Raw genomic sequence first — 24,144 nt, forward strand, 5'->3', positions numbered from 1 at the left:
ACTTTCAACTTTTAGCTTTTAACTTTCAACTTTTAACTTTCAGCTTTATTACTTAAAACTTTACGCCTTATCTGGTGCCCTTCCTGAGCAAGTGTAATAAGCAAACTCCTCATTTCAGAGCAATACTCAGGGCCACACTCATGAAGATTGAACCTCGCCGAAGTTGGTGTATTTCCTATTTTTAATGTATAAGCAGAATCAGGCATAGAATTGAATGTGTCCTCATCTGTCCAGTCATCTCCGGCGGCAAGAATAAAGTTGAAAGATTCATTGAGCCATCTTGAGGCTGCCTTACCTTTATTAATGCCGGCATTTTTAACTTCAACCACTTTGTTGCCTTCAAGCACTTTAATATTCATGTTTGTTGTAATGAATTGCAAGTGGCTAACCAATTCTCTTGATCTTAATTCTCCTAAAGCAGGATCTGCTTTTCTGTAATGCCATACAAGAGAATAACCTTTCGTCTCAATAAAGGAGCCGGGAGTTCTGGCTACAAACATTTCTAATATTGGAGAAATTTCAGCCTTCCATTCATCGGTAAGATAATCAATCATACTCCAGTAAGGGCGACCTTCTCTGAGCCATACTCCATGTTCAGCAATAAGATCTATGCTTAGTTTCCCAAACCAATCATCCAAAGTGTCTCTGTCTCTTCCACTTATGATTACAATTTTGTTTTTGGGATCAGAAGAAAGATCTTCAAGTATTCCATACAATTCTTTATCCGGTCTGGCTTGTTTAGGATTTTGTTTAAACGGAACAAGCGTACCATCATAGTCAAGAAAAAGAATTCTTTTCTCGGCCTTTTTATAATCCTCAATCAATTCAAGTTTAGATTGATTGCTTAATTGTTTTACAGACATTTCGTATTGTTTTTCTTTTACCACATCCAGACTTCTCATAAAGAGCTGTACCCAATTATGAATGTCATATCTTTTTACAACTGACTGCAGCTCATCCATTCTTCTTATTTGTTCCTCCTCAGGCATTATCAGTGCCTTATATATGGCATCAGCCATTTCAGGAAGATTATTCGGATTAATAATCAAAGCATCGGAAAGCTCCTTTGCTGCACCGGCCATTTCACTTAATATCAGAACCCCCGTCTGATCAATTTTGCTTGCTATAAATTCTTTGCAAACAAGGTTCATTCCATCTCTGAGTGGTGTAACCAGTGCAATGTCAGATAATCTGTACATAGCAGATAAGGACGTAAATGGAAATGACCTGTAGAAATACCTTATCGGGGTCCAGTCTATTTTACCGTGTTTACCATTGATTCTTCCGACAAGTTCATCTATTTCTACCTTAAGTTGTTTATAGAGGTCAACCTGATCACGACTTGGTACCACTATCATGAGCAATGTTACCTGGCCTTTATAGTCAGGATAATTTTCCAGAAAGAGATCAAAGGCCAGAAGTCTGTCAGGTATTCCCTTGGAATAGTCGAGTCTGTCAATGGAAACTATAGTTTTAGTGTTTCCTAGAAACTCACCATAAGAAGCAATTTCCTTAATGGTATTTTCTGATCTGGCAGCCATATCAAATTTACTATAGTCAATGCCCATTGGAAATGAATCAACCATACAGATTCTTTCCTCTACTCTTAATTCCCCCATCTTATTATCAAGTCCTACAAGCCTGTTTACAGAGCTGAGGAAATGTCGGACATCATCGTATGTATGAAACCCAATAAGATCAGATCCTAACATGCCTTCAAGAAGTTCTTTCCTCCAAGGTAGGTTTCTGAAAATCTCAAATGAAGGAAATGGTATATGCTGAAAAAAGCCAATACTAGCATTGGGCAATTTTTCTCTTATCATATTGGGCAAAAGCAAAAGCTGATAATCATGAATCCAGATAATATCATCATTATGAGCATACTTTAATGTCTCTTCACAAAATATCTGGTTCACAAATTTGTATGTTTCCCAATAACCTTCGTCAAATGAAGTATAAGAGGGAAAATAATGAAACAATGGCCACAAGGTTGTATTGCTGAAACCTTCATAAAACTTTTCAATCTCTTCCTTGGTTAGAAAGACCGGGGCCATGTTTTCATTTTTCAGATTTGATGTTATTTCTTCTTTTTCGTTTTCATTGGTAACATACAATCCTGGCCAGCCTAACCAAACATTATCTCCAGATTTATAAATTGATCCAAGTCCCGTAGCAAGTCCCCCTGCACTTGGAGTATATGACAATCCATCTTCCTTTTTCTGGATACTTACCGGAAGCCGGTTGGATATTATTATGGTCTTTCCCATCGCTCTTAAAAAATTAATTCCTCTGTTTATTATTCTTTAATTGATCCCATCACTCTCCTCTGTATATTATTAACCTTTATCTACTCACTTAGTTAAGTATTGCATTTTCTTAAAAATTGAATTCCTGTTTTTTAAGATTTATTGTTTATTTTTAGCAAAATCTAAGTCGATGAAAAGGTCTGTTTGTATCTTCATATGCCATGTTTTTATAGGTATATCGGTAGTCTTTAGTCAGGAAACTTCAGAAAATCTGCTTACCAACAGCAGTTTTGAGAATCAGACAAAAGGCTGGAATATGTGGGGAGGAGAAATTATTAATGAAGGAAGATTCGGCAATTATTCTTTAAAAGTGCATTTAGATAGTCCCAGATGGAGTGGAGCTGACCAGACTATATTGATTTCTGAAGGAGCTGCAACTGCAGATATTTCTGGCTGGATGAAGACAGAAAATGTGGTAAGAGGAAAAGAATCCTGGGAAATGGCAAGGATTTCGGTAGAATTTCTTGATGAAAATGGTGCTATGACAGGAGGATATCCGCCAGTAACAGGTCAGGCAGAGGGCACTACCAAGTGGACTCGTTATCAGCAAAGTTATAATATTCCTTCAGGGGCAAAAAAGGTCAAAGTTCAGGCGGTTCTGGGGAATTGCACTGGTACTGCTTATTTTGATGATATTCAGATTAGTCTTAAAGGAAGATCAGGTGAAGCACTTCAAAAAGAAAATCTTAGTGGCCCCACAGATGAAGGAGAATGGTATGAACTAATGCCGGCAACATCCAAAGCAGGCCATTATGCTGACTGGTCCTCTTTATTGGATGCACCGGCCGGAAAACATGGATTTATTAAAGTTCAAAATGGAAAACTTGCCTTCTCAGATGGAACTGCTGCCCGTTTCTGGGGAGTAAACCTTGTAGCCGGTTCCTGTTTTCCTGAGAGAGAAGTAGCAGATTCTCTTGCTATGAGACTATCCAAAATGGGATGTAACCTGGTCAGGCTTCATCATATGGATGCCCCTTGGTCAGTTCCCAATATTTTTGGTAATGTTGGAAACAGCAAGCAATTATCTAAGGAAAGTCTAAATAAGTTAGATTATCTTATTTATGTACTGAAAAAGAAAGGTATTTATATCTTCCTGGATCTTCTTGTTCATAGGGATTTTACAGAAGAGGATGGTGTTGTCAATAAACTTCCTGATTTAGGCGGAAAACAAGTCGCCTATTTCGATCCTAAAGTTATAGAACTTCAGAAAGAATATATCAGACAGCTTTTAAGTCATAAGAATGCATATACAAAGGTTTTGTACAGTGAAGAACCGGCAATCATTGCTTCTGAATTTATTAATGAATCATCTGTCTTCGTTCATTTCGGAGGTGATATCCTGACTCCACATTATAGAAAAGAACTTCAAGGGCAGTTTCTTTCAAAAGGAAATCAGGGGAAGCTTTCTGTTTTTGAGCTAGATTACAGCACAAACATTTCTCCGGTTCTTAAAGAAAAGGAAAAAGGAAATACAGTGGCCAGTATGCGTTTTCTATCCTCCGTTGAAAAAGATTATTACAATGAAATGTACCGGTTGATGAGGTCTATGGGAGTAAAGTACTTACTAGCTGGAAGTAATTTCCCTACACCAATTCTGGCTTATTCAAAGGATAATCAGGGGATGGATCTGATCATAACCAATGATTATTGGGATCATCCTCAGTTGTGGAAAATTAACAACAACTGGAATAGGATTTTGTATGCACCAGTTAATAACACCTCTTTATTGAAAAACCCTGATAAAGGATCTATTGCAGCAATTACAAAATATAAATGGTATAATAAACCAACTATAGTCACAGAATTTAATGCATGTTATCCTAATGAATTTACATTGGATGCACTTCCTTACATCTCAGCATATGGAAGTTTACAAGGGATTGATGGTATCATTCAGTTTGACTTTGATGCCACTCCAGTAGGAAAGGATCGCATAACCCCCTTTACGCTTTCCAAAATGCCTGATCATTTATCACAATGGGTAGTTGCGGCACCTATTTTCCTGAGAAATGATGTGAAAACAGCACAAGGAATCGTAATTGATGCTGTAAATGAAAAGATGATCTATGAGCTTCCCTCTTATTCTGATTTTATAGATAAAAATTATCATCTTCCTTATATCACAAGGGTTGCAAAATCAGATAGTGCAGTCAAAGGAAATGATCCTTCAGAATATACCGGATTTTATGATAAGACTAACAAAATATTCACAAGTGAAACTAAAGAACTTGTTCTGAATTACCAGAAAGGAATTCTTAAGATCAACTCTTCAAGAGTACAAGGGGTAGTAGGAAAGTTAAGTGAAGAAGCATTTGACTTACCTATGATAAAAGTAAAAATGAAAAATAAATGGGCAAGCGTAATGCTTGTGTCCAAAGATACTTTACCGCTTTCTGTATCAGAAAATTTCTACCTTATTGTTACAACACCATGTAAAATGAAAGGTCAGAAGTTTAATGAGACAAGGACGGCGCTTGAAGATGCAGGGAATGTTCCTGTATTGGCTCAGGTTGCGGATGGGGAAGTCATATTTAAAGGGTTGAAGAACTTGAAAATAACTCCTTTAGGTCCTGATGGGGAAAAAATGAAACAATTGCCTTTAACTTTATCCGGAGAAGATAGTTCTCTTGATTTAAAGAAAGCAAAAACTTTTGTTTTTGAGATAAAAGTAAAGAGAAACTAACTTTTTACAGAAAACCAGATGAATCAGAAGAAAATAAAAAATGTACTTGATAGTTTTCAGGAAGGAGTAATAGAAGAGATGAGCTTTTCAGGTTCAGATCTGAATATTAAACTGGAATGTAAATTCTTAGCTCAGGAAGTGAATAACACTTTTCAATATTTTTATTGCGTTCTGAAATCCTGTACAGGTTTGCATCTCAGGTACTGGGATGATGAGGATAAAATTGTTGAAGATCCTGCCTACCTGAGCAATCTTTTGTTAGAATTACTTGGTCTGGAGCCAGTGAATGATAAAGAATTAAAGGTGTATGTTAATTGTACTGCACTTGGTTTCGGAGGAAATTTATTCTTTTCAGCATCAGATATCATTGTTTTTGATGAGGACTTCAGACAGATGGATCCAGAGGAATTGTTATTTCTTTCTGATAGATACTGGACTAGTCTGATGGATATTGAATAGTTTAGGGTGTTGGTTCTGTAACCTAAATTAAAGGCTTGTTTATGAATAGGATATTTTTAAAACTACTACAACTTTTTATTATTACTTTTCTTTCATGTAAAGGGACCCAGAAGACCACTTCTGCTCATATCGAATGCAAACAATTGGCTTATGATATTCATCTGGGAGAAATAAACGGAGTAAAACCCGATTTATCTCAGAATGATATAAAAGAATGGTTTCCCTGTTATACTTCTGTTGTTGCTGATGGGAGTGACCACTCATGTGGGGGAGCAATAATTTATAATGGATTGGGTTTTACATATTATACATATTGGGATTTTGTTGAAGTGAATAAAACATTTAAAGGGGAAGTGGCAGGAAAAATATTTGAGAAAACCCGAAAGGAAATTCGCGAGGAATTGGGAAGCCCTGTCGATACAAAATATAAAGAAGAACGACCTGAGATAGATTTTTATCCCTCAACATATGGCTGCATCCGAATAGAATATTCCAATAACCGTCCGTTCAAAGTAGCTTCTCATTTTAATGACTGCGATCAGATTGAGCTTTGCGATTAAAAAAAGCTGAAAGCTTAAAGCCAAAAGATTAAAGTTAAAAAAAATCAAAATAAAAGAAGTCTTTTTAATCTAGCTGCGTGTGCAATAATATTTGCGATTAGGCTTAACTCAAACCTCTAAAGGTTTTTACATGGGACCTTCAATTTTCAGCTTTTCGCCTTCCGCCTTTCGCTTTAAACTTTCCGCTTTCCGCTTTCAACTTTTCCCTTTCAACTTTCCACTTATCACTTAATCCTTATAACTTTGATAAGTGGGAACTAAATTCCCATATTTCAGATTGATCAAAGGTATTTTATAGTCCCCGTTTATGTCCAAAGAAAAGGCAAAATCCTCAAGAGGAAAAAAAGAACAAATAGAGCAACACAGACTTCACCTTAGAAATATCACTTTAGATGATTTTGAGCAGATTAAGGAAATAATGGAGTTGGTATACTCCAACGCAGGTGGAGCATGGACAAAATCTGAGCTCAAGTCTATGCTGAAACACTTTCCGGAAGGGCAGATTGGTATAGAAGATAATGGAAAGCTTGTAGCGGCGGCATTTAGTCTTATTGTAGAATATGCTAAGTATGGTGATAATCATACTTATAAGCAGATTACTGGCAATGGAATGCTTACCACCCATGATCCGGATGGAGATACGCTTTATGGTATAGATGTCTTTGTTCATCCTGAATATCAAGGGTTGAGGTTGGGGAGAAGGCTTTATGATGCCAGAAAAGAGCTTTGCGAAAAATTGAATTTGCGCGCAATCATTGCGGGTGGACGTATTCCGGGATATAAGAAAATATCTAAAAAACTTAGTCCTAAAGAATATATAGATAAGGTGAAAAACAAAGAAATCGTTGATCCCATTCTGACCTTCCAGATGGCCAATGATTTCCACGTGCGTAAAGTAATGACCAATTATCTCCCGGATGACATTGATTCAAAATCCTATGCAACATTATTAGAGTGGATCAATGTGTATTATGAACCTACAGATAATAAACTTTTTGGTGGTCAGAAATCAATAGTGAGGGTAGGAGTGGTTCAATGGATGATGCGCCCGCTTAAGGATTTTAATGATCTGATGCAGAATATGGAGTTTTTTGTAGATACTGTATCAGGATATAAAGCTGATTTTGTAATATTTCCGGAGTTTTTTAATGCTCCGTTGATGGCTCAGGCCAATAAAGATAGTGCTGCAGATGCGGTAAGGGTTCTGGCTGGATATACAGAAGCTGTAAGAGACAAAATGGTAAGTTTTGCGCTTTCGTATAACATAAACATTATTGCTGGTAGTATGCCCCTCCTTGAGGAAGACGGATTGTACAATGTTTCCTATCTGTGTAAAAGAGACGGAACCTGGGATGTGCAATATAAACTACATGTAACTCCTGATGAGGCTAATTATTGGGGGATGAAAGGCGGAAATGAATTAAAAGTATTTGAAACAGATGCTGGAAAAGTCGGTATTTTGATTTGCTATGATGTGGAATTTCCTGAGCTTTCAAGAATACTTGCAGAAGAAGGTATAAACATTCTATTTGTTCCATTCTGGACAGATACAAAAAATTCTTTCCTGAGAGTAAGCCGTTGCGCTCAGGCCAGAGCAATAGAGAATGAATGTTATGTAGCCATTTCAGGAAGTGTTGGTAACCTTCCAGGTGTTGAAAATATGGATATTCAATACGCTCAATCTGCCGTTTTTTCTCCTTCAGATTTCTCATTTCCTCATGATGCAATCATAGCCGAAGCAACCACAAATTCGGAGACAACTCTTGTTGTTGATTTGGATACTGACCTTCTAAAAAAAATAAGAACTTCAGGAACTGTCCGGAATTTACAAAACAGAAGAAGCGATTTGTATAAGGTTTCCTGGTTAAAAAAATAATTTTGAAAAAAAAGCCTTAAAAAGTAACTCCCTGAGTTACTTTTTTTTATTTTTACCCGTATAGGAAAAGGTAAAATTATTCTTCGAAAGTTTTTATTTTAAATTACCTAACAAAATCATGCATTTATAGTCATTTTCTATAAGTTGTTTTTGTTGCATGAACGCCTTAAGGTATACTTTTTGGTAGAGTAATATTGAAAAATTAATTAATCTTAAAAACACGATAAAGCTATGTTCTCTCTATTTGAGTCAAAAAAAGATAAGAAATTTAAGAAGCACTTAAGAAACCTGGTATTTCTCGCGAAAGTTGATGGAAAGTTGAATGAAGTTGAAAGAGATTTGATTTTTAAAATAGGACTCAAATACGGATTGAAAGATTATTTTATTGCGGAGCTTATTGAAGAAGTACCAGATTTTGATTTTCGTCTTCCAGCAAGTGATTATGAAAGATTTGATCAGATTTATGATCTGGTGCAGTTAATGGTCAGCGATGGTGTAGTTGACGATCACGAGCTGGATTTTTGCGTGGATATGGCAGAAAGGTTAGGGTTTAGAAAAGCTGTTGTTGGGGTGCTTGTAAGAAAGATCTCACAAGGTGTTAGTAATGGTCAGAACAAAGAGCTGATAAGAAAAGAAGCTGAAGCTTTTTTAACCAATTAAGGTTTTTTGTTCTTGTTTATATAAAAGAGGGCTGATTTTTCTAAACCAGCCCTCTTTTGATTTTAGAGAGGAGGTTTTAGCTCCCAAATACTTTTTTTAGTATATCCGATACTCTGGCAGCAGGATCTTTCCTGATCTTAGTCTCTTCATCTGCGACAAGCACAAACAGGCCATTTAAAGCCTTATTGGTAGTGTATCTAGTAAGGTCAGTATCTACCTTTTTTACCAATGGAAGTTTATTATAAAGAGTCGTTATTTCTTCCCATTTTTTGGTTGCGGTAGTTTTGTCAAGTGCAGTTGTAATGTGTGGAGCAAATGCATTGTACAAAGAAGAAGAGGTTGTTTTTCTTAAATAACCTGTAGCAGCAGTATCTGGGCCGGTAAGAATATTTTTGGCGTCAGTAACAGTCATTTGCTTAATTGAGTTTGCGAAGATAGTTGCAGCTTCTTTTGAAGCATCTTCTGCAGCTCTGTTAAGTGTCACTTCAAATTCATCCACCTGTTTGCCATAGCCGAGCTTACGTAATTCTGTAGCTACTCTCTGACAATCCTCTGGAAAAGGGATCTTTACTTTGGGGTTTTTATAGAAACCATCTAGTTTATTAAGGCTTTGAGATGCATTAGCAGAGCCAAGTGTCAAAGCTTCTTTAAGCCCGTCTATAATTTCGGTCTCGGAAAGTGATTTGGTTGTGCTCCCCAATTTGGTAGGAATTTTGGTTCCTCCAATTTTGATCTGGCTAAAAGACAAAGTTGAGCTTGAAATTAGGATTATTGAAGCAAATATTTTTAAGGAGTTCATATGTTTGGGTAGGTTCTTTGGTTAATTTTTTTAGTTTTATGCCAAAAGCAATTACGCTATTATAAACGAATCAGTTTGAGAAAATTTTTATTGTTCAAAGAAACCTTAGCTCTTTTTGTTTCAATTATTTAATTTCTTCATTGTCAGTATCGACGATTGAGTCATTGTCAGACTTTTTTTGCCCTGGTTGTGAAAAATCGTGCGGGTTTTTATTCCTTAGAATTATAGCGACAACAAGGGAGATTATGAGTCCATAAAACAGAGTTCCTGTTACTGAAGCGAAAAATTGCTGTGAAGGAGAAAAGCTTTTTTTGATTTCTTCAATTTGTTTCTGAATTTCTTCCGGACTCGCTTTTCCTGTCATTAGATTTTTACTTTCCGAAATTAAAAATTCAAGGAAATTGGTGTTAATCCATTTAACATAAATAAAATTAAAAATTCCGGTTACAAGACCTGCGAAAAATGAGATAATTACTCCTGCCATAACTGCTTGGCTAAAAGATATTTTTCCCTGGTAGATGCATTCTCTGGCAGTTTTTATGCCTAAATAAATTCCGATACCAAGAATTATCCAACCTATTAAACCTAAGAAAGGTGCAATTCTGTATATGTATTCGTAATAAACAACAAGCCAAATGCCTGCTGCAGAGCCTGTAATCAGGCCGTATGAAACTCTTTTATCCATACGGCCAAATTAAGGTAAAAAAAGCTTATTTAGAAAACTGATTTTGTGATTTGTCTGATGTATTGGCTTGAGCTTCTTCTGTTACATTTATATCATCCAGACCAGCAAGCATTTCGTCCCTGAGTGCTTTGAACTGTTTCATATCTGATTTTTTAACGGGATCCCCTTTAATAGTCTTCACTTTTGTCCCATCTATTTGCTTTCCATTTTCCCAAAACCGGAAACAAACATGGGGGCCGCTTGCGAGCCCTGTGCTGCCAACATAACCAATAACCTGCCCCTGTTTTACCTTGGTTCCCGGTTTCATGCCTTTTGCTATTCTTGACATGTGAAGGTATTGAGTAGTATGAGTTTTATTGTGTTTTATCTTAACATAGTTTCCATTAAATACAGCAAACTTAGCTTCTGTAACTACTCCGTCAGCGACTGTCATTATAGGCGTTCCTGTGGGAGCTGCATAATCCGTTCCAAGGTGAGCCTTAAATACTTTTTGGACAGGGTGAAATCTTCTTTTAGAAAACTTGGAGCTAATCCGGAAGAATTTTAAAGGAGATTTTAAGAATCCCCCTTGCTGAAGACTATTTCCATCTTCATCATAAAAGGCATCTTTGCCATTCTTTCCGAAATTAAAAGCGTAATATTTTTTATTGTCATGCTCAAAGCATACTGAATGAATTCTCTTAACATTCAGAGGTTGTCCATCAAGTGTAACCTCGTCAAATATAATTTTAAAATTATCCCCTTGCTGTATTTTAAAAAAATCGACTTTTCTTGCGAAAATTTTTGAAAGCTCATATGCCAATACAGCGGGTGCATTGATCTGTTGAAGAGTTTCATAAAGGGAGCCAGTGATAGTACCACCAGTCCTTCTTTCTATTGTATCAGTGGGTTTCAGGTCTACAAGTACTTCCAATGGAGTTGTTTTGAATACAATAGTCTGGGTAGGATCTCCATAATAAATGAATCCTCTGGCTACTGAGTCTTTTTTAGATCTTAAAACATCATAAGATTTACCTGCTTGTATTTTACTTACTTTGAATTTGTTTTTTGATTCTGTTATAAGCTGGTTAATCACCTCTTTGGGTACATTATATTTTTGAAGGATTGAAGTGAAATTTTCATTCTTCTTTACCTTTTCTTCTATGATAGATAAAGAATCAATGTTCATTCCGTATTGGATAACCGGAGCCGGAGGAGGGAGTTGCTCTATTGTATCAATCCTTTGTTCTTCTTTCAGTGCTTCTATTTCGTTGTTCGATCTGTCTATCGTTAAAAAGAAAAATAATATCAGAGCCGACGTAATAATTAAGGTTGCAAGAATGAAAATTCTTAATTGCTTTTTGTGCATACTTTAATGATTTAATAAAAGAAGGAATAACCACTTAAACCTTCGCTTTCTGGAAAAAATTCCAGACTAATCAGAATAAAATCAGGCTTTTATTGCCTGGTGAATTTTTGGAAAGAAAATTTAATACGGCCGGGAATAGAAAAAAGTTTTAGAATTAAGTGTGGTATAAAAAAAACGAGGCTGTCTAAAAAGTAAATTTCCTAAAAAAATCATTGTATTATATTTAGAAAAACGGCCTTTTACTGGTTATTTATTGCACTAAAAAATAAGAGGCTGCCCTTTTTAGACAGCCTCGTCGAATTAAGATGGTGGAATTAATTATTGACTGCTACACTCACTTTGGATTTCTCAAGTGCCTGTTCTATATCTTTGATGATATCTTCTATGTTTTCAAGGCCGACAGAAACTCTGATTAATCCAGGTAGAATACCAACAGCCAGTCTGTCTTGTTCAGTAAGTTTGGAATGTGTGGTAGAGGCAGGGTGTGTTGTAATTGTTCTTGAATCACCAAGATTAGCGCTGTTTGTCGCCATAATACAGGCATTAAGAAAGTCTCTTCCTCTTTCCAATCCTCCTTTTATGATAAACGTAACTATACCGCCTCCGGCTTTCATTTGTTTTTTAGCAAGAGCGTATTGGGGATGGCTTTTTAAGAAAGGATATTTAACAGATTCTATTTCAGGATGATTTTCAAGATATTCAGCTAGCTTTAAAGCATTGTCACAGTGTCTGTCCATTCTTACAGCCAGTGTTTCAAGGCTTTTTGAAAAGATCCAGGCATTAAATGGTGATAAAGCCGGACCTGTATGTCTGCTGAAGAATCTTACTTCTTTGATTAATTCTTTGCTTCCAACAATGATTCCACCGATTGCTCTTCCTTGTCCGTCTATAAATTTTGTAGCGGAGTGGTTAACTATATGAGCCCCCCATTTAATTGGCTGCTGTAGATAAGGAGTAGCAAAACAATTGTCAACATTAAGAATGATGTTGTGTTTGTTAGCTAGTTTGCCCAACCACTCAAGATCTATCAGATCCAGTGCAGGATTGGAAGGGGTTTCCACCATAATCATTTTGGTGTTTTTTTGTATCAAGCCTTCCCAGGTATCAGGTTTGTCTATATCAGCAAATGTATGTGTGATTCCCCATCTGGTAAAGATGTTAGTAAGAATCTGAATGGTAGATCCGAAAACAGATCTTGAGACAAGAATATGATCACCTGATTTCAAAAAAGCGGCCATGCTGGTAAATACCGCAGACATTCCGGATGCAAGTGCAAAGCCATCTTCGGCGCCTTCCATCTTGCAGATTTTTTCAATAAATTCCGAGTTATTTGGATTGGAAAAACGTGTATAAATATTGCCCGGATATTCGTCTGCGAAGAGTGCACGTGCCTGCTCCGCGTCTTCAAATACAAAACTGGAGGTCATATAAATAGGGGCAGTATGCTCCCTGTTATAAGTTCTCTCCATCTGATTTCTAATCGCGTTGGTTTCAAAATGATCAAATTGCTGCTCCATTCAATTTAATATTATAGTGATTAATTAAGATTCTCAGACTCTAGACTACATCAAGAGACCAGGTAATTTTGGCCGTTTTTTCAAGGGTCTTTGCTACTGAACAGTATTTGTCCAGAGACAATACAATTGCTTTCTCAACTTTGGATGTGTCAACCGGCCCTTTTACAATAAATTTGATATGAATGTCCTGAAATAAAGAAGGGACTGCTTCAGGTTCTCTTTCTCCGTTGATTTCAATTTTAAAATCTGCAATTTCTACTCTTTGTTTTTTCAGAATCGATAAAACATCAATAGCACTGCAACCTCCTAATCCCATTAGGAGCAATTCCATTGGTCTTGCACCGAGGTTTTGCCCGCCAATGGCAGGAGAAGCGTCGATGTTTACATGGTTTCCCTGTTCGTTGGATGCTTCAAAATGATAAGCATCGTTACGTCTGTCTAGTTTAATAAGCATGCTTCAAAATTAAATTAAATCCTGATGTTTATCTTGTTATATGTTCAAAATTATAAATAAAATTTTTCATTTTATAATTATCGCCAAATAAAATTTTGAAATGAGCAGTTTGTTATATTTTTTTCAAAATTTTATTTTGTTGATGGGCTTTTTTAAAAAATTTTTGTTATTTTTGAATTGTACCTTCTTAGAGGGAACTTTTTAAGGAGGGAATTTCTTAAATTTAGAATACAAACCCTGCTCTTAGGAGCTTAACTAATTTTGTAAATGAGCACAGAATTAAAAGTAAACAAAGAATTACTAGACAAGATCAATCCTGAAGCTAAGGAGGATATTTTGGAATTGCAAACCAAAATTCAGGCTTTCAGAAATCTTGAATTGGATCATGATAAATTCAGAGCTTTCCGATTGGCAAGAGGTGTGTATGGCCAGCGTCAGGAAGGTGTACAGATGGTACGTATAAAACTTCCTTTTGGAAAGGTTTCGCCTTTACAGTTAGTTAGAATTGCTGATATATCGGATCGTTATGCAGCTCATAATTTGCATTTAACAACCCGTCAGGATATTCAGATTCACTTTGTAAAGCTGGAAAATGCACCCAAAGTGTGGGCTGAACTGGAGGAAGTTGGCGTAACTCTTAGAGAAGCATGCGGAAATACTGTTCGTAATATTACAGCTTCTTCTGAAGCAGGGATTGATCCGGAAGAGTTATTCGATGTTACTCCCTATGCTCATGCTGCTTTTAAGTTCTTCCTCAGAAATCCTGTTTGCCAGGAAATGGGAAGGAAATTTAAGATTTCCTTTTCAAGCAGCGAGAAAGATACTGCATTTGGTTTTATGCATGATCTTGGTTTTATACCAAGGGTAAAAACTGAAAACGGAAAAGAAGTCAGAGGATTTAAAGTATTCTTAGGAGGAGGGCTTGGTGCTCAGCCTTTCCTGGCTCACGTTGCTTATGAATTCTTACCGGAAGATCAGATGATTCCATTAATCGAAACGGTAATAAGGGTTTTTGACAGACATGGAGAAAGAAGTAAAAGGCATAAAGCTCGTTTAAAATATCTTGTAAACGGTATTGGCTTCGAAGCGTTCATGAAGCTTGTAGAAGGAGAGAAAAAGGCTATAAAATGCAAGTCATTTATTGTTGATAGAGATGCCGTAGAAACTAGTATTCCCGGACCTGAGAGAACTTATTCTACAACAGCTCCTTCAGATCCTCAGAAATACGAGAACTGGTTAAAGACCAATGTTTTCGAGCAAAAGCAAAAAGGATTTTATGGTGTAAATGTGAAGCAGTTCCTGGGCGATATGGCAACAGATACTGCAAGAGAATTTGCTGCCATAGTACAAAAATATGCTTCGGATGATATCAGAATTACGGTAAACCAAGGCTGGTTGTTGAAATATGTCAGAAAAGAAGCTTTAACAGGTTTGTTTAATGAGTTGGATAAGCTTGGTCTTGCAGATCCTGGTTTTGACAGCACTGTTGATATCACTGCATGTCCGGGAACAGATACATGTAACCTTGCTATCAGCAGCAGTACCGGAATTTCTGGAGAGCTTGAGAGAATGATGAAAGAGGAATTTCCTGATCTTATCTTTAATAAAAACATCAAAATTAAAATCAGTGGTTGTATGAACGCCTGCGGCCAGCATACCATTGCTAATATAGGTTTTCATGGGATGTCCATTAAAAATGGAAACTATGTATTGCCTGCAATGCAATTACTTCTGGGTGGTGGAGTAGAACCGGATGGATCTGGAAGTATTGCGGATAAAGTTGTTAAACTTCCTACAAAAAGATGTCCTGATGCAGTTAGATTAATTCTTGCAGATTACGATGAGTTTGCATTTGAAGGGGAGTATTTCAATGACTATTATAGAAGGCAAATAGCAGCTGACAAAACTTATTTCTATAAGAAGTTAAAGCCTCTTGCTGAATTGTCAACACTTTCAGAGCTTGATTACATTGACTGGGGGCATACCGAAAAATATGTGACTGAAGTTGGGGTTGGTGAATGCGCCGGGGTTATGCTTGACCTTGTTGGGACTCTGATAAATGAAACCGAAGATAAATTAAAGTGGGCTAAAAGAGCTTATGATAAAGATGCTTTTGCAGACAGTATTTATCAGTCTTATGCTACGTTTATCTGCGGAGCAAAAGCTTTGTTAACTTCGGAAAATATCAATTGCAATACACATATCGGTATAGTAAAAGATTTTGATACACACTTTATAGCTAAAGGACAATTGGAAGTAGATGGAGGTTCATTTGAGAAACTAGTTCTGAAGATGAGCGAACATGAGCCAACACAGGAGTTTGCTAAAGTTTACCTGGAAGAAGTAACAGATTTTCTAACAAAGGTAAGGGCATACAGAGCACAAAAGTTATTGGTAAACGGATAATCAATCTTATGAAGAGTGCAAGATTAACATTGGTTGGTGCTGGTCCCGGAGATCCGGAGCTGATAACGCTTAAGGGAATAAAAGCCCTTGCTGAAGCTGATGTTGTCTTGTATGACGCACTTATTCATCCTGAAATCCTTAATCATATTCCTGCAAATACACCTAAGGTATTTGTGGGAAAAAAGAAGGGTGTATGTCAGTTTCCTCAGGAAGATATAAACAAACTGATTGTTGAGCATGCTTTTAAATATGGCCATGTTGTAAGATTAAAAGGGGGAGATCCTTTTATTTTTGGTCGCGGTCATGAAGAGCTGGTCTATGCGCAGTCCTTTGATATTCCGACAACTGTAATTCCGGGTATATCAAGTTCAATTGCTGTGCCGGAGTTGCAGGGAATTCCTCTTACAAGACGGGGGGTTAATGATAGTTTCTGGGTGCTTACCGGAACTACCCGAAATCATGAACTGTCTTCTGATATTGAAATAGCAGCACGTTCAAATGCTACAGTTGTCATTCTGATGGGGATGACAAAACTAAAAGAAATTGTTTCTATATTTCAGGAACAAAATAAAGGCGAGATACCTGTGGCTGTCATTCAAAACGGAACTATGCCTGATGAGAAGATTGGTCTGGGTACGATTGATACAATCGTTGATGTAGTTGATGATTTAAAACTTTCTTCTCCCGCTGTAATTGTGATAGGCAAAGTAGTTGATCTGCATCCTGATTTTGTAAACGAATTTATTTATCAGGAAAAGGTAAGACTTAAAGATACCAAAGGGGCGATGAATACGGAAACAAAAGAGTTTTATAGAAAATTGTTTAACTGGTAAGCAAATTAAGATTTGGAAAATCTGAACCATAAAGAATTAAATGACAGGAAAGGGAATCAACTCTTTCCTGTTTTTTTTAAGCTGGAACATTTGAAGGTACTTGTGGTAGGTGGCGGTTTTGTAGGGTTGGAAAAAGCGTCTGCAATATATAAAAACTGTCAGAGTGCACAGGTTACCCTGGTTGCGCCTGAAATAAAGGATGAAATCCGGGCAATTGCACTTGAATATCCTTTACTTAAGTTAGAGCAAAGGGTGTATCACAAATCTGACCTCGAGGGAAAGGATCTTGTGATAGCTGCCACTTCAATAAGAGATCTTAATAAACAGGTACATGAAGATGCAAAAAACTTAAGAGTACTTTGTAATATTGCGGATACACCTGATCTGTGTGATTTTTATCTTAGCTCAGTAGTTCAGAAAGGCGATCTGAAGATAGCTGTATCAACCAATGGCAAATCTCCCACATTTGCTAAAAGGATGAGAGAATTACTGGAAGAGGTTCTGCCTGACAGCATAGATAAGATACTGGATAATCTGAACCAGATCAGAGAAAAATTAAGAGGGGATTTTGAATATAAAGTAAAGAAACTTGACGAGATTACGTCAGTTTTGAAAGAAAAGGATAAATTTGATCAGAATAAATAAAGTAACTTAAAAAATGAAAGAAATATCTGTAACTGAGCTAAAGGAGCTTATTGATAAAGGTGAAAATTTTCAACTGATTGATGTCCGTGAGCCTGGTGAGTTTCAGGCAGCGAATTTAGGGGGGGAGCTTATTCCATTGGCGACAGTGCCTAAGAATGTTGAAAAATTTTCTAAGGATAAAATGGTTGTTGTGCATTGCAGAAGTGGAAAAAGAAGTGGTGATGCCATTAGATTTTTAGAGACAAATTTCGGTTATACCAATCTCTATAACCTTACGGGTGGAATTCTAGCATATAAGACAGAGATAGATCCAAGTTTAAATCCTTGATGCCGAATGAGGGAAAAATTTTATCGCTTATATCAGTTCAATCACTGGGCTAATAAAAGGCTGGCAGAAGTATTAAAGATTGATTATTGTGAAGAAGGAGCAAGATTATTAAGTCATGTTGTTAATTCAGAATTGATCTGGTATGGGCGAATAAAAGATGAAACTCATCACCCTATAAAAATTTGGGAATTGCATGAGCCTTTTTTACTTAAGGTTTATGCAGTTGAAAGTTCTCTGAATTTTTTCCAGTTAATTGATACTTGCCAGGATGACGAATTTTTTAAAGTCGTAAAATACAAGAATTCAAAAGGTGAAGTCTTTGAAACCTGCCTTTCTGATATTTTATTTCATGTTGCCAATCATGGCTCTTATCACCGAGGACAGGTAAATAAAGCATTCAGAGAGGCTGGTAAAGAGCCAGTAAATGTGGATTATATTACTTTCTCAAGACTTGGGAAACTGTGAAGTTGAAAGTAAAAAGTTGAAAGTTTAAAGTAATCCAACTTTCAACTTTTTACTTTGAACTTATAACTTTATTATAGTCTAAACCTTAAGAACCCAAATGCAAATGACAAGTTTGGTCCTTTTTGTCTTAAATAAGTAACAATATCTCTTGTAGCGGCACCAAGCTCCCAGGTTCCGTTTTCACCTACAATTATAGTTAGTCCAAAAGGAACGTTTGCTCTGGAAATATAATTACCACCGGTGTTTATTCCGGTAGATAATCTAACCCATCTGATTGGCTTGATATCTCCACCAACTCCTATGTATGGTTTTTCAAAATTACCGGCTTCGTTGTTGGTAGGTACAATAAAATCAAAACCAACTTGAGCAATTTCAATCAGTTTAATACTTGCACCAAGCCTTAACAATGAAGGAAGTTTAGTTTTAATATTTTTTTGGCCTTCCCATTTCAACATACCAGATTTGGCAAGGATATTTGGTGCTTGAGAAAAGATATTGTAGTTGTTTGATCCTTCGGAAGAAATTGAAGCAAGCGTCGTGTCTTGTATAGTATAAACATTCCCAGTATAGTTGATAGAGCCAATATTGGTAAGAGCAGCGCCTATAGTTATTTTTTCATTAATGACAACATTTGCTCCAAAATCAAAACCGAATCCGTTTCCTATTGACTGATAATGGTTGTTATTTATAGCTGATGGATTGTTTTGAGAACCTACTCCAAAATCAATATTAAACGCAGGATTAAATGCTCCGGCCATAACTATCTTTCCGTCTTTTACCTGACAGTCAGTATAGTTGAAGCCTTGTACATATTTAACCCCAACTCCCGCTGTTATATACAATAAATCATTGCCAAATACCTTGCGACCGTAATTTAAATTGTATTCCCGGTACCAGTTGTTCTTTATTTTTGATCCGTCAAAAAGTGCTGAGAGTTTTAATTGGTTGCTTGCTATTCCTTCATTGATACCTATAGCTTCATATTGAGCATATTTGCTGGGATCATTAGCAACTATTTCACCATTATTCAGGACTAACTGGTCAAAATAGGCAGAGGTTTTGCCTCTGAACAACAAATCTGCAGTAATACCGCTAAATTGAGAATACCAACGCATTGATTCTTTTACCGAGAATGCAAGGCCACCTAATTTGTCACTTTGTATGGCAAATCCAAATGCCATTAAATCCACATTGGCAGCAACACCGTTTCCAGCAAATTGCTGTGCTGCTTTTATTTTATCCTGCTGATTAAAGATATCATCATAATTTGTAAGACTATTTCTAAAAGTTGCTTTGCTCAGAGCATTAGAATATGCGGATGCGGCGCCTTCCATTAATCCGATTGTTACATGCTTGGTTTCATATTCGGTATGTAATCCAAGATTGGCAGGATTTATTCCTATCGCCTGATAGTCCGTCACGAATGTGGTGGATACTCCGCGGCCTGTCGAGGTAAATGAACTATATTCCTGCTGAGCAAAAGATGGACTAAGTGAAAAAGCTAAAAAAAACAATGATAAAAGTTTTTTCATACAATAATTTAATTTATCCAAAATTAGATTTTAGTACAGATAATTTGTCTGCAAGAATCAGGGATTTATTACTTCAAAGCTTTGGTGATAGCTTTTTTTATGAAATAATAAAGGCCTATAAGCGAGGATATTATAAGAAGGAGCGTGATTGCCTTGCTCATACTTTCCTGTCCGGGAGCATTTATTGCCTGAATTAACTCTCCAGCCTTACTTCCTATGTAGCAGAATAATAGTGTACGGGGAAGCATTCCTGCGGTTCCGAAAATGAGGTATTTTCTGAAATTTGCGCCTAAAACTGACAACAGGAAATTCATTAATGCAAATGGAATTACCGGAGAAAGTCTGGAAAGAAAAATGATTTTTGACTCTTCATTTTTAAGGTTTGATTTAATTACTGCTGTCTTTTTAAAGCGCAGAAGAGTCTTCATGAAGTGACCGTTATCAAGTTTCTGAGCCAGAATATATCCCAGGACAGATGCAAATATGTAGGTTGGAATAACAATAAACACGGAGTTTATCCCTAAAAAATATCCGGAAACGGTTGCGATAAGTGTGGTATGGCACAATCCCGTTGCCATGCATAAGCCCAATATCAAAGAAAGCAGACTATATTCCGGGAAAGTAAAATTAGATATCTGTTCCTGATATTTTATCGCAAGGTAAATCAGATAAGAGTCTGAAATAAAGGGAGCAAGGATGAAGTAAAAAAGATAAAAGGCTGTTGTTCGATTGTCTTTGATAAGCCTACGAATTCCTTTTATCATTTCCCTCTTCTTTTTGTTATATTGCAATGTTAAGAAAATTCTATGCTTGAATGAAATGGAGTTTTAAAAACCTAAGAAGTTAATCATTATTAATGGGTATTATTAGAATCTTTCAGAAAGAAATAAAAAAGGAAAATGAAATTCGGAACTAAAGCAATTCATGCAGGCGTGGAGCCTGATCCTTCAACAGGAGCAATTATGACTCCTGTATATCAAACCTCTACTTATGTGCAGGCCTCCCCAGGAGACCATAAAGGGTATGAATATTCCAGAACCCATAACCCAACCAGAACCGCTTTGCAAAATAGCCTTGCGGCACTTGAAAACGGAGCATATGGATTGTGTTTTGCTTCAGGTATGGCTGCAATAGATACTATTTTGAAATTACTAAAGCCTGGAGATGAGGTGATTTCTACAAATGACTTATATGGTGGAACTTATAGAATATTTACCAAGGTGTTTGCTCATTATGGTATTAAATTTCATTTTATACCGATGGATAATGCGAAGGAAGTTGAAAAATATATCAACTCCAATACAAAGCTTATCTGGATGGAAACTCCTACCAATCCTTTACTGAATATTATTGATATAAAAGCTATTGCCAATCTTGGAAAGAAGCATACCGTTATAACCGTTGTAGATAATACCTTTGCGACGCCTTATCTCCAGCTGCCTCTGGATCTTGGTGTTGATATTGTTATGCATTCGGTAACGAAATATCTTTCAGGACATTCTGATGTTGTAATGGGGGCTATTATTCTGAATGATAAAGAGGTGGCTGCACGACTTGCTTTTCTTCAGAATGCATGTGGGGCTGTTCCCGGACCTCAGGATTGCTTCTTGGTGCTGAGAGGTATTAAAACATTGCACCTGCGTATGGAAAGACATTGTGACAATGCTGCAAAAATAGCACAATTTTTGTCAGAACATCCAAAAGTAGACAAGGTCTATTATCCAGGCTTAAGTACGCATCCGAATCATGCTATAGCTCAGGCGCAAATGAAGGCATTCGGTGGTATGCTTTCTTTTACACTTAAAGGTGACAAGATTGAGGACGCAAAAAGGTTTCTTGAAAGGGTTGAATTATTTTCTCTTGCGGAATCTTTAGGGGGAGTAGAATCGTTATGTGGTCATCCTGCAACTATGACCCATGCCAGTATTCCTAAGGAAGAAAGAGAAAAAGCCGGACTAAAAGACAGTCTGGTAAGGCTTAGCGTTGGGGTTGAAGATGTTGAAGATCTTATTGAAGATTTAAGAAGTGCCATTGGATAATTTAGAATGTCAGAAAAATACAACTTTACAGATACTTAAACGTTTGTATTGCAGAAATAGAAAAGAATTAAATACTTAACTTTTAACAATTTAAATTAGAAACACAATGGAAAAGGATAATTTGTATTACAGTCAGGGGAAAAGCGTATCGACGATGAGTCAGTCCTTTATGGCTAATGTCTTTATCTGGATGTCTGCAGGTCTTGTTATGACTGCTGCAATTTCATTTCTTTTTGCTAATAATGCTTCCTTACTGTCATTGCTGATAACTGATAGAGGTTGGTCAATTTTTGGCTATATCGTTTTGTTTGCCCCAATAGGGTTCGTTTTGCTAATGAATTTTGCATTTGAAAAATTGTCTTATGGATTGCTGGTATTATTATTTATGACATATTCAGCATTAATGGGAATGTCTTTGAGCGTAATCTTCCTGGTTTACACAGCAGGTTCTATTTATTCAATATTCTTTGTGGCAGCAGGTATGTTTGCTGTTACGGCCATTTATGGATATACAACAAAAACGGACTTGACAAGAATTGGTAACCTGCTCATGATGGCTCTTTTCGGAATTATTATTGCAAGTGTTATTAATATGTTCCTTCATAGCGACACACTTTCTTATATAATGAGCATCGTGAGCGTTGTGGTGTTCACTGGTCTTACTGCCTACAATGTTCAAAGCATGAAAGATATTTATAATGACGGTAGTGAAAAAGCTGGTAAGCTTGCTATTATTGGTGCGATGTCACTATATATCAATTTTATTAATCTTTTTCTTGCTCTATTAAGATTATTTGGAAACAGAAGAGACTAATCTTAAAAAACTACCTAAATAGGATGCAAAAGTCTGCTGTGAGGCAGACTTTTGCTTTTTATATTGCTATCAGTTAATTAATCTTCTTAGCTTTAAAATACTACTATGTCTCAACAGTTTCTGAAATTAGATCAACTATGTGTTGAAGTCAACGGAAGATTTATTCTGGAAGATATTACATTCAAGCTGGAAAAGGGAGCCTCATTGGCTATCATAGGTCCTTCCGGTAGTGGAAAGACAATATTGGGAAAAGTTCTTGCTAATAGAATTGCTCCTTCCTCCGGCACCATTAATTTCTCTTTCCCTTCAGATTTTAAAAGTGTTTTTATCTCACAGCAACATGATTTCAGGGATGCTTCAGAGAGAAGTTATTACCAGCAAAGATTTGATAGCAACTATGGGAAGGATTTTCCCCTGGTAGAAGAAGAACTGCTTAAAGCTGCAGGCGGGACTTCTCGGACTGAAATCGAGAGAATTGCTAAGCAATTGCGAATAGATCAACTCCTCAAAAGAACATTGATTGAATTGTCAAATGGTGAAGGTAAGCGTTTGCAGATTGCAAGAGCACTATTGCAAAAGCCAGAGCTGATTATATTTGATAGTCCTTTTGTCGGACTGGATACTGATTCAAGAAAAGTGTTGCATAGCATAATTAATGAAATGACGATCTTCGGGAATACTGTTGTAGTAATTACAACTCATGGTGAAATTCCAGATCGGATAAATCATGTGTTGAAACTAAAAGAAGGAAAGATAGAACAACTGCTTAGTCTTAAAGAATTTAAAGAATCTTATAAAGAAGAACAAGAAAGAATTGAGACGTTTATCCTTCATGATTCGGAACTTTATAATAATTTATACTGGGAGGAGCAGGAAGAGTTTAAGGTGGCAGTGCAAATGCATAATGTCAGTGTTAGTTATGGCGATAAGAGTATTCTGGAAAATATAAACTGGAAGGTTAATAAAGGGGAGTGTTGGGCTTTACTTGGTCATAACGGTTCCGGAAAATCTACCTTGCTTAGTCTTATAAATGGCGACAACCCTCAGGCTTATGGAAATGATATATGGCTCTTTGATAAGAAAAAAGGATCGGGAGAAAGTATCTGGGAGTTAAAAGCAAAAATTGGTTATATCTCTCCCGAACTTCATATCTTTTTTCAGCGCAATAAAAGTTTCACAGAAACTTTATTTGTCAATTCAGTAGCTCAAAGTCTTGCAGCTGAAGCTTCTTCAGGTGGAGTAACGGTTTTTGATTCTATTGCTTCAGGTTTTAATGATCAGGTCGGATCCACTGGGAAAATTTCATCCTGGCAAACCAAACAGGTTAATCTGTGGATAGAAATTTTAAAGTTATCATCCTACAGGAATATGAGATTGCCTCAATTGCCATTGGGTGTTCAGAGACTTGTTCTTTTAGGAAGAGCATTAGTGAAAAATCCTCAGCTTCTGATCTTAGATGAACCTTGCCAGGGACTTGATAGGACACAGGTTAAGCAGTTTGTTTCTGTTGTAAACGAAATCTGCACTACATTTAGCAAGACTCTTATTTATGTTTCTCACTACAAGGAAGATATTCCTGCATGTGTGAAAAACTATCTGGAATTGGAAAATGGTAAGATCAAACAAATGATTAACTAATTATCAGATATCCTAAATTGAGGGTAATAGCTTCCTGGATGGACCATCTTTTACGTCGGAACATACTAAATTAAGATACATTTGAATGAAGGAGTTC

The 24,144-nt window shown here is 36.5% G+C and carries 21 protein-coding genes; 13 read left to right on the forward strand and 8 right to left on the reverse strand.

Features of this window, described 5'->3' with window-relative positions; translation table 11 throughout:
• Positions 1-32: 32 nt before the first annotated feature.
• Positions 33-2,267, reverse strand: coding sequence for a bifunctional alpha,alpha-trehalose-phosphate synthase (UDP-forming)/trehalose-phosphatase (locus MYP_RS17790; RefSeq protein WP_045466423.1), 2,235 nt, complete (start codon positions 2,265-2,267; stop codon positions 33-35).
• A 169-nt stretch (positions 2,268-2,436) separates the two neighbouring features.
• On the opposite strand from MYP_RS17790, the gene MYP_RS17795 reads away from it, so the two are divergent.
• The 5 genes from MYP_RS17795 to MYP_RS17815 all read left to right on the forward strand — a co-directional run bounded on the left by MYP_RS17795 (position 2,437) and on the right by MYP_RS17815 (position 8,544).
• Entirely contained in the window at positions 2,437-4,989 is a 2,553-nt protein-coding gene (locus tag MYP_RS17795) for a carbohydrate binding domain-containing protein (RefSeq protein ID WP_045466425.1), read from the forward strand.
• 18 nt (positions 4,990-5,007) lie between these two features.
• Positions 5,008-5,448, forward strand: a complete 441-nt coding sequence (locus MYP_RS17800) for a hypothetical protein (protein WP_045466428.1) — start codon at positions 5,008-5,010, stop codon at positions 5,446-5,448.
• A gap of 41 nt (positions 5,449-5,489) precedes the next feature.
• Positions 5,490-6,008: a hypothetical protein gene (locus MYP_RS17805; protein ID WP_045466431.1), complete on the forward strand. Its 519-nt coding sequence runs from the start codon at positions 5,490-5,492 to the stop codon at positions 6,006-6,008.
• Positions 6,009-6,315: 307 nt separating this feature from the next.
• Entirely contained in the window at positions 6,316-7,884 is a 1,569-nt protein-coding gene (locus MYP_RS17810; RefSeq protein WP_045466433.1) for a bifunctional GNAT family N-acetyltransferase/carbon-nitrogen hydrolase family protein, read from the forward strand.
• A 231-nt stretch (positions 7,885-8,115) separates the two neighbouring features.
• Positions 8,116-8,544, forward strand: coding sequence for a TerB family tellurite resistance protein (locus tag MYP_RS17815; RefSeq protein WP_045466435.1), 429 nt, complete (start codon positions 8,116-8,118; stop codon positions 8,542-8,544).
• A gap of 76 nt (positions 8,545-8,620) precedes the next feature.
• On the opposite strand, the gene MYP_RS17820 is transcribed toward MYP_RS17815, so the two are convergent.
• The 5 genes from MYP_RS17820 to MYP_RS17840 form a co-directional block, all read right to left on the reverse strand.
• Positions 8,621-9,343, reverse strand: a complete 723-nt coding sequence (locus MYP_RS17820; protein WP_045466437.1) for a DUF4197 domain-containing protein — start codon at positions 9,341-9,343, stop codon at positions 8,621-8,623.
• Positions 9,344-9,467: 124 nt separating this feature from the next.
• A complete protein-coding gene (locus MYP_RS17825; protein WP_045466439.1) occupies positions 9,468-10,028 on the reverse strand; it encodes a DUF4199 domain-containing protein in 561 nt (186 codons plus the stop codon).
• A gap of 25 nt (positions 10,029-10,053) precedes the next feature.
• Positions 10,054-11,376, reverse strand: coding sequence for a peptidoglycan DD-metalloendopeptidase family protein (locus MYP_RS17830; RefSeq protein ID WP_045466441.1), 1,323 nt, complete (start codon positions 11,374-11,376; stop codon positions 10,054-10,056).
• 314 nt (positions 11,377-11,690) lie between these two features.
• Positions 11,691-12,893 carry a trans-sulfuration enzyme family protein gene (locus MYP_RS17835; protein ID WP_045466443.1) on the reverse strand — a complete coding sequence of 401 codons (1,203 nt, stop codon included), beginning with the start codon at positions 12,891-12,893 and terminating at the stop codon, positions 11,691-11,693.
• A gap of 40 nt (positions 12,894-12,933) precedes the next feature.
• Positions 12,934-13,347, reverse strand: coding sequence for an OsmC family protein (locus MYP_RS17840; RefSeq protein ID WP_045466445.1), 414 nt, complete (start codon positions 13,345-13,347; stop codon positions 12,934-12,936).
• A 267-nt stretch (positions 13,348-13,614) separates the two neighbouring features.
• Between MYP_RS17840 and MYP_RS17845 the strand changes: the two genes are divergently transcribed.
• The 5 genes from MYP_RS17845 to MYP_RS17865 are packed head-to-tail and all read left to right on the forward strand — an operon-like array spanning position 13,615 to position 18,024.
• On the forward strand, positions 13,615-15,753 hold the full coding sequence (locus MYP_RS17845; protein WP_045466447.1) for a nitrite reductase: 2,139 nt from the start codon (positions 13,615-13,617) through the stop codon (positions 15,751-15,753).
• A gap of 8 nt (positions 15,754-15,761) precedes the next feature.
• Complete coding sequence (cobA, locus tag MYP_RS17850; RefSeq protein WP_081990582.1) at positions 15,762-16,586, forward strand: uroporphyrinogen-III C-methyltransferase; 825 nt, start codon at positions 15,762-15,764, stop codon at positions 16,584-16,586.
• Positions 16,587-16,607: 21 nt separating this feature from the next.
• On the forward strand, positions 16,608-17,231 hold the full coding sequence (locus MYP_RS17855) for a precorrin-2 dehydrogenase/sirohydrochlorin ferrochelatase family protein (RefSeq protein ID WP_045466858.1): 624 nt from the start codon (positions 16,608-16,610) through the stop codon (positions 17,229-17,231).
• A gap of 13 nt (positions 17,232-17,244) precedes the next feature.
• The gene (locus MYP_RS17860) at positions 17,245-17,559 is read left to right on the forward strand and encodes a rhodanese-like domain-containing protein (protein ID WP_045466450.1); all 315 of its coding nucleotides are present in this window, start codon (positions 17,245-17,247) and stop codon (positions 17,557-17,559) included.
• A 6-nt stretch (positions 17,560-17,565) separates the two neighbouring features.
• A complete protein-coding gene (locus MYP_RS17865; RefSeq protein ID WP_045466453.1) occupies positions 17,566-18,024 on the forward strand; it encodes a DinB family protein in 459 nt (152 codons plus the stop codon).
• Between the two features lie 71 nt (positions 18,025-18,095).
• Here the strand turns inward: MYP_RS17865 and MYP_RS17870 are convergent, their stop codons facing one another.
• Together MYP_RS17870 and MYP_RS17875 are read right to left on the reverse strand one after the other, a co-directional pair.
• The gene (locus tag MYP_RS17870) at positions 18,096-19,556 is read right to left on the reverse strand and encodes a DUF5723 family protein (RefSeq protein ID WP_045466456.1); all 1,461 of its coding nucleotides are present in this window, start codon (positions 19,554-19,556) and stop codon (positions 18,096-18,098) included.
• Positions 19,557-19,624: 68 nt separating this feature from the next.
• A complete protein-coding gene (locus tag MYP_RS17875; RefSeq protein WP_045466459.1) occupies positions 19,625-20,320 on the reverse strand; it encodes a TVP38/TMEM64 family protein in 696 nt (231 codons plus the stop codon).
• Positions 20,321-20,455: 135 nt separating this feature from the next.
• Between MYP_RS17875 and MYP_RS17880 the strand changes: the two genes are divergently transcribed.
• The 3 genes from MYP_RS17880 (at position 20,456) to MYP_RS17890 (ending at position 24,047) form a co-directional block, all read left to right on the forward strand.
• Complete coding sequence (locus tag MYP_RS17880; protein ID WP_045466462.1) at positions 20,456-21,595, forward strand: cystathionine gamma-synthase; 1,140 nt, start codon at positions 20,456-20,458, stop codon at positions 21,593-21,595.
• A 106-nt stretch (positions 21,596-21,701) separates the two neighbouring features.
• A complete protein-coding gene (locus tag MYP_RS17885) occupies positions 21,702-22,409 on the forward strand; it encodes a Bax inhibitor-1/YccA family protein (protein ID WP_045466464.1) in 708 nt (235 codons plus the stop codon).
• A 105-nt stretch (positions 22,410-22,514) separates the two neighbouring features.
• On the forward strand, positions 22,515-24,047 hold the full coding sequence (locus tag MYP_RS17890; RefSeq protein WP_045466467.1) for an ATP-binding cassette domain-containing protein: 1,533 nt from the start codon (positions 22,515-22,517) through the stop codon (positions 24,045-24,047).
• The last annotated feature ends 97 nt before the right edge of the window (positions 24,048-24,144 follow it).

This window comes from Sporocytophaga myxococcoides (genome assembly GCF_000775915.1).
In the GTDB taxonomy this organism is placed as follows: domain Bacteria; phylum Bacteroidota; class Bacteroidia; order Cytophagales; family Cytophagaceae; genus Sporocytophaga; species Sporocytophaga myxococcoides_A.